This is a genomic window from Bradyrhizobium sp. UFLA05-112 (genome assembly GCF_053572325.1).
In genome coordinates, this window is record NZ_JBANBK010000096.1 from 23,942 (window position 1) to 30,098 (window position 6,157).

The 6,157-nt window shown below is 60.7% G+C and carries 6 protein-coding genes and 2 pseudogenes; 3 read left to right on the plus strand and 5 right to left on the minus strand.

Annotation, left to right across the window (positions count from 1 at the left end):
- Positions 1-603: pseudogene (locus tag SO180_RS36000) on the plus strand (transposase); the annotation flags it as partial.
- A gap of 209 nt (positions 604-812) precedes the next feature.
- On the plus strand, positions 813-3,278 hold the full coding sequence (locus tag SO180_RS36005; RefSeq protein ID WP_449383560.1) for an NEL-type E3 ubiquitin ligase domain-containing protein: 2,466 nt from the start codon (positions 813-815) through the stop codon (positions 3,276-3,278).
- A 26-nt stretch (positions 3,279-3,304) separates the two neighbouring features.
- Here SO180_RS36005 and SO180_RS36010 read toward each other — a convergent pair whose 3' ends face one another.
- The 5 genes and pseudogenes from SO180_RS36010 to SO180_RS36030 all read right to left on the minus strand — a co-directional run bounded on the left by SO180_RS36010 (position 3,305) and on the right by SO180_RS36030 (position 5,232).
- Positions 3,305-3,463, minus strand: a complete 159-nt coding sequence (locus SO180_RS36010) for a hypothetical protein (protein WP_449383561.1) — start codon at positions 3,461-3,463, stop codon at positions 3,305-3,307.
- Between the two features lie 130 nt (positions 3,464-3,593).
- Positions 3,594-3,704, minus strand: a pseudogene (locus SO180_RS36015) (transposase); the annotation flags it as partial.
- On the minus strand, positions 3,689-3,925 hold the full coding sequence (locus tag SO180_RS36020) for a hypothetical protein (protein ID WP_449383562.1): 237 nt from the start codon (positions 3,923-3,925) through the stop codon (positions 3,689-3,691). The gene SO180_RS36020 and the pseudogene SO180_RS36015, both read right to left, overlap by 16 nt.
- A 342-nt stretch (positions 3,926-4,267) precedes the next feature.
- On the minus strand, positions 4,268-4,897 hold the full coding sequence (locus tag SO180_RS36025; protein ID WP_449383563.1) for a LysR substrate-binding domain-containing protein: 630 nt from the start codon (positions 4,895-4,897) through the stop codon (positions 4,268-4,270).
- The gene (locus SO180_RS36030) at positions 4,894-5,232 is read right to left on the minus strand and encodes a LysR family transcriptional regulator (RefSeq protein ID WP_449383564.1); all 339 of its coding nucleotides are present in this window, start codon (positions 5,230-5,232) and stop codon (positions 4,894-4,896) included. The genes SO180_RS36025 and SO180_RS36030 overlap by 4 nt, the downstream gene beginning before the upstream one ends.
- A gap of 170 nt (positions 5,233-5,402) precedes the next feature.
- On the opposite strand from SO180_RS36030, the gene SO180_RS36035 reads away from it, so the two are divergent.
- A partial coding sequence (locus SO180_RS36035) for a Rieske 2Fe-2S domain-containing protein (RefSeq protein WP_449383565.1) occupies positions 5,403-6,157 on the plus strand: 755 nt, incomplete at its 3' end.

The window sequence follows — 6,157 nt, forward strand, 5'->3', positions numbered from 1 at the left end:
CATGTGTTTCGATCCTGGGGCAAGCGACCGCCGGTCGCCGGTACGGCTGCAGACAGAGCCGGGACGCGCCGCTCATCTGACTGGAAGCGTCTGTCGGCGGGAGCCGGAACCAAAGGGCCGCGATTACACGATTGGTGTTATCTCGAATTGGCCGATCTCGAGGCCGAGCAGTTCAACAATGCTAATGATGGCTTGTGGACGCGTGGCCTACTGATCCGACGTCGGATCGCCGATGATGACCTCGCCTTCTTCACCACCTGGTGTCCAGCGGGAACATCCATTGAAACGCTGGTCGCGGTTGAAGGCCATCGATGGGCGATCGAGGACAGCTTTGAGACCGCGAAAAACGAATTCGGGCTCGATCACAACGAGAGCAGATCCTGGCATGGCTGGCACCGTCATGTGTCGCTGGTGATGCTCGCCTTTGCCATGATGGCCGTAATCCGCCAATCCGCCGCCGCCCAAAAAAACGAAACACCGTCCTCTGGCAAAAGCCAAAGTACAACCACGCCGCCGCTGATCCGTTGGTCAATCCAGGAAATTCGCCGCATTGCCATCAGACTCGCTCGAAAGCGTATTCAGCCCGCACACATCATCGCTTAGTCTTGCTGGCGACGCGCTCACCTCAAAGAAAAAAACAACTGTAATGCTAACTAAAGCTACGGGCAAATAGGCGGTAACTATCCTGGGGAGATCGCAGAGGATAGATCCGATCATTCTGATTCCTTGTCAGCTTCTCGAAAGCTAAACCTCTTAGCGAGAACGTGTTTATCCAGAGCCGGCGTTAACTGCTTATCTGCCAGGAAAATGGGATGGATCCGTTCAACAACCTCAACCCATTCGAGGCCTCGGACGTAGAGCGGACGCAGGACGACGGGCTGCAAACGCAGCAGGCGGATCAAGCGGGGTTTCAGCAGCGCCTGAACGAGTTGCATCCGCACGAGCGCCAACCCTCCAATTCAAATAGCCTCGGCCAGCCCAATGTTGTGTCCAACACAGATGCAGAGCATTTGAGCATGCCGCACGAGGATCGCGTCGGACAAAGCACCTCGCGGTCGCCCTCGGATCCGCCATCTGAACAAGGGCGCAATCAGAATGTGCTTTTTGCGGATCACGGTGGCCAGTTGCCGGGCAGTGTCAGCCTGACAGATTACTGGCAGCGCATGGATGCAGCTGCCGATTGGCCCACGCATAGTGTCGATCAGGAGGAGCATTCGTGGGCTGAGGCCGATGATGTGGTGTCGGAGTGGCCAACGTCTCCCGCAATTCCTTGGGAGCACAGCTTCGAGGCATCGATCCTCGGCCGACAGCCCCGGTCGGGCGATGGCAATACTTCAAGAAGAGGCCGCCAGCTCCCCCTCGCGCCGGCCGTGGCGCAGTCGACCGAAGCCTTGCACGGGACAGGCGCCTCCACATCTGCCTCTGCCAGCAATCTGATGAACCTCGAAGACCTCGACCTCAGGGACGCGCGGCTTGAGCAGATCCTGGACAGCTGGGCTGGCGAGCCGGGGCAGACGGAAAACGAGGACCGGCACGAGGCCGTAAGACGAATAAGAGCCTGGGCAGAAGCCGGCGACGTCTATGCACGGCTGGAGCTGCCATGCCTGGGCCTGACGACATTGCCCGCCGCCTTTCCGGCCGGACTTCAGTCGCTTGACGTGAGCGACAATGAGTTGGTGCACCTGCCCGACACGCTCCCGGTCGGACTCCGGACGCTCGGCGCCAGCGGCAACCGGTTGACCAGCCTGCCCGAGATCCTTCCGATGGGACTTCAGTCACTGGAAATCGGCGGCAATCTGCTGACCAGACTGCCCGAAACTCTTCCGGAGAACCTCTCGACGCTCGCCGTCGGTAGCTGCCGACTGACCGGCCTGCCGGACACACTGCCGGCGGGGCTCCAGGACCTCGATGTCCGCGGCAACCTGCTGACCGGCCTGCCCAACGCACTCCCGAGCGGACTTCAGACACTTGCCGTTGGTGGCAACCGGCTGACCAGCCTACCCGAGAGCCTGCCGCCCGACCTCCAGGAGCTCGAAGCCGACGGCAACCGGCTGACCAGCCTGCCCAATGACCTCCCCGCCGAGCTCCCGTTGCTCTTCGCCCGCGACAACGACCTGACCAGCCTGCCCGACACCCTCCCGCCCGAGCTTCAGAGACTCCACGTCGGCGGCAACAGCCTGACGAGCTTGCCTGAGACCCTCCCGGCCGAGCTCCAGGTGCTCGAGGTACGACGCAACCGGCTGACCAGCCTGCCGGAGACGCTGTTAACCCAGCTGGGTTCTGGGTGCATGGTGTATGTAGAGGATAATCCGCTGTCCGAGCGGGTGCGGACGAATTTGGCGGGAGCCCTGAATGCCCCGGGCTATAGCGGTCCGCGAGTCTTCTTCTCGATGAATGAGGGAACGGCGGGCGATTCAGCGCGACCCCTGAGCGAGGCGGTAGCGGACTGGATGGAGAGCGTGCCGGAGGTGATCGCCGCATGGCAGAACTTCGCCGGCGAGGCGGGCGCGTCGGAATATGCGCTTTTCCTCGACAGGCTGCGCAGCACCGTGAATTACGGCCATCCCGAGTTCCGAAAAGCAGTAGCAGAGGATCTGCAGCAAGCAGCGATCAGGCCGGGGTTGCGCCAGCAGTATTTCCAGCTGGCGTTTGGGGCGAGCGAGTCCTGCGAAGATCGCGTCACCCTGACCTGGAACCGCATGCAGACAGCACGTCTGAACGCTGATGTCGAGGAGGGGGCCTATGACAATCGTCTCGGCGAGCTCGTCGACCAGGCGCGGGTCCTGTTCCGCCTGGGCGCACTCGAGCCGATCGCTCGTCAAAAAATCGGTTCGCTCCAATTCGTCGACGACGTCGAGGTCTATCTCGCCTATCAGGTCAAGCTACGCGAGCGGCTGGACCTGAAACTCATCGCTCCGGACATGCGGTTCTTTGATGTGTCCTACGTCACTGAGCACGACCTCACCGCGGCCGAGACGCAGGTGCGGAATGAGGAGGCAGCGGGTTTCGCCGGCTATCTGGCAACTCGCTGGCAACCTTGGGAAACGGTGGTGAGCCGGATCGCCCCCGAGGCCCATGCACAGATGCAGGACCGGCTGATAGAGGCGATGGATGAGGATTTCCAGAGTCGGCTCGAGCAACGGCTCGCCGATCATGACCTCACCGGAAACGGCGATGCCGAATTGCAGTTCGGAGCAAAGATCCGCGACGAGATCGCCTGCGAGATTAAAGGCGCGCTGATGCGCGAGGTGCTCGGGGACCACGGCCTTGAGCTGTAAAGCAACCATCCGATTGCGAGGGACTGCTAAAGCGTGTGAATTAACTCGATCGCCATCGCCTTAGATTGCTTGCGCATGATCTTTCCGGAAAAAAACTTCTTTTCCGGACCCGTTCTGGTCATGCGCAATAGCGTTCGCCGGCTCAGCGTTCGCGTCGTGCGCTGCCGCCAGCCTGATTTTGTCATGCGAAATCTTATTCCCCGGTTCACATTGGCTTGGCTATACAGGAGTTGGCGAGGCTAAAGCGCGCTTAGATTCGGTTGGCATCGCGCAGGTTGTTGTTTGAGCATGATCTCTTCGGAAAACCGCTTAGACGGCGCCGACGCTTGATGCCGATCGGAAGCGCAATGGGTCATCGATCTTACGGCAGAACGTCAAGGCGATCACCACGCCGACACCAGGAACGGTCATCAGGCGACGTGTCGTCTCATCCGACTTGTCAACCGGCGGACTTTGTTGTCGAGCTTGCTTTGTTGCTTGCAGATCTGCTCATGGATCGACAGGATCGGCTCGATCACACCGAGAAGCTGATGATCTTCGCCCAACGGCTCACGGACCAAATTGCGAGACTGCAGTCCCATCGTGCATGCAAACAACAAGGCGTATTCTTTGATGAGGGCCGACCTGGTCCTCGATATCTTGGTCACGAGCGGGGATCTTACGATAAGTGTCGCGCGGATTCTCTGATTGTCCTCGCTCTTGACCTTGATAAGCCGACACGGACCAGCTCGGCGAGCCTCGCGCGCCATTCTGATCGCTTTTGCTCATGCGTGCAGAAAAAGCCGCGTGCGAATGTCGCGCGTCGATGCAAACCACCGGGAGATCGACCCGACCTCGTTCATGCCACCGCCTTCGTTTGTAGGACGGTTGTCAGGAACTGGCTTCCGTCGTGCCGCCCCTTGGAGCTGGCGGAACTAGTAGGCAACGACAAGGCTGGAGCGAAATCGAGGTGGGGAAGGAGACAGTCGCATGCCGACGGCACCGGAGATTCAAACTCGGGCATTGACGTTGCCGCGGCTGCGCCTGGAAGGCGCGACGAGAGCGCTCTTGTACGGCAGAGTGCCGGCAATCCGGGCCATAAGTTGCCGCAGCCACCGGTGGGCGGCAGAATGATGCGTCCGGGACGTCCAGGTCATGCCGACTTGAAACGGTTCGGGGAAAGGACATGACGTCGCTACGATCGATTTGGCGATGTTCGAAGCGATGCGGCTTGGCACCGTCGAGATCAGGTCCGTGCAGGGGAGAATGTGGATTAGATCGGAGATGCTCGGCACCGTGACCACCTGGTTCAGCGACAGGCCGCGTTCATCGAGCCCTCTGAGGTAGCCTGAGCGCCAGGTGCCTCCATAGGTGACCACGGCGTGGCTCGCCTTGATATAGTCGTCGACGCGCAACCTCCGGCCTGCGAGCAGGTGGCCCTTGTGCATAACGAACACATAGTGGTCATCCAGCAGATGGCGATGATAGAAGCTCTCGTCCTGCACCTCATAGGGGCCGAGGAGAAGATCGGCTTCGCCGCGTTTGAGATACGCGATGCCTTTGGCGCGTGCCGCCTTGATCTCCAGCACCAGGCGGGGCGCTTGGCGCCTAATCTCGGCGATTGTACGCGGCAGAATCATCGAGCGTTCGTAATAGTTGCAGGCGATCGTGACCCGCCCGGACGCTCTGGCGGGATCAAAATCGTCGGCTGCATGAGGCCCTCAAAACCCTCGAGCAGGCGGCTGGCACACTCGACGATCTCGACGCAGCGGGGAGTTGGCGCGATCCCGCCATGCTGGCGCACGAACAGCTTGTCATGAAACGCCGCGCGCAGCCGGTCCATCGTATAGCTAATCGTCGATTGGTTCGTACCGAGCACTTCGGCGGCCTTCGAAAATGAGCCCAGTTCCGACACCAAGCGCAAGGTACGGATCGCGGCAAAATCAATCGCGAGTGGATCCCAATCCTTTGCCATCTCCTTAAACATCCTCCTCACGTGGCCCAAGCCGCCATATCGAAAGAGTAGATAAGGGATATCAACTCTGTCCGATTGTCCGATAGCTATTGCCAACGCGATCTGCTCGAAAATGGGAGTTAAGACGGCAAGCCCGCGACCATCGACTAAATCATGGAGATAGCTGCACCGTGAACGCACCAAAATCCTTTCCGCTCAATGCCTGGTACGCGGCTGCATGGTCCCACGAGATCGCCCGCGAGCTGTCCGCCCGCACCATCTGCGGCAAGAACATCGTGCTCTATCGCCGCACGGACGGCGCCATCGCGGCGCTGGAGGATGCGTGTTGGCACCGGCTGCTGCCGTTGTCGCTGGGACATCTCAAGGGCGATGACGTCATGTGCGGTTATCACGGCCTGGTCTTCAATTCGGCCGGCCGCTGCTCCTACATGCCCGCGCAGAAGACGATCAATCCGTCGGCCTGCATGCGTGCCTTTCCGGTCGCTGAGCGGCATCGCCTCGTCTGGCTGTGGCCCGGCGATCCAGCGCTGGCGGACCCCGCCAAAATTCCAGATTTTCATTGGAACGACGGCACAGAATGGGTCGGCGACGGCGGCACGTTCTATCAGCTGAAATGCGACTATCGCCTGATGGTCGACAACCTCATGGACCTCACGCACGAGACCTATGTGCACGCCGGCAGCATCGGGGACGAGGCGATCACGGCTGCGCCCTTCGATGTGACCCACACGGACAACACGGCGACGATGACGCGCTGGATGATCGACATCGAGCCGCCCCCGTTCTGGGGCCGTCAGCTTGCACGGCCAGGCCGCGTCGATCGCTGGCAGATCGTGACGTTCCAGGCTCCGTCGGTCGTCGTTGGCGACGTCGGTGTGGCGCTGACAAATACGGGCGCGCCCCAAGGCGATCGCTCGCAGGGCGT

Excerpts from the sequence above, each read along its gene's own strand:
- SO180_RS36030 (WP_449383564.1), bottom strand. The coding sequence starts at position 5,232 with ATGGCAAAGGATTGGGATCCACTCGCGATTGATTTTGCCGCGATCCGT.
- SO180_RS36010 (WP_449383561.1), bottom strand. The coding sequence starts at position 3,463 with ATGACAAAATCAGGCTGGCGGCAGCGCACGACGCGAACGCTGAGCCGG.
- SO180_RS36025 (WP_449383563.1), bottom strand. The coding sequence starts at position 4,897 with ATGATTCTGCCGCGTACAATCGCCGAGATTAGGCGCCAAGCGCCCCGC.
- SO180_RS36005 (WP_449383560.1), top strand. The coding sequence starts at position 813 with ATGGATCCGTTCAACAACCTCAACCCATTCGAGGCCTCGGACGTAGAG.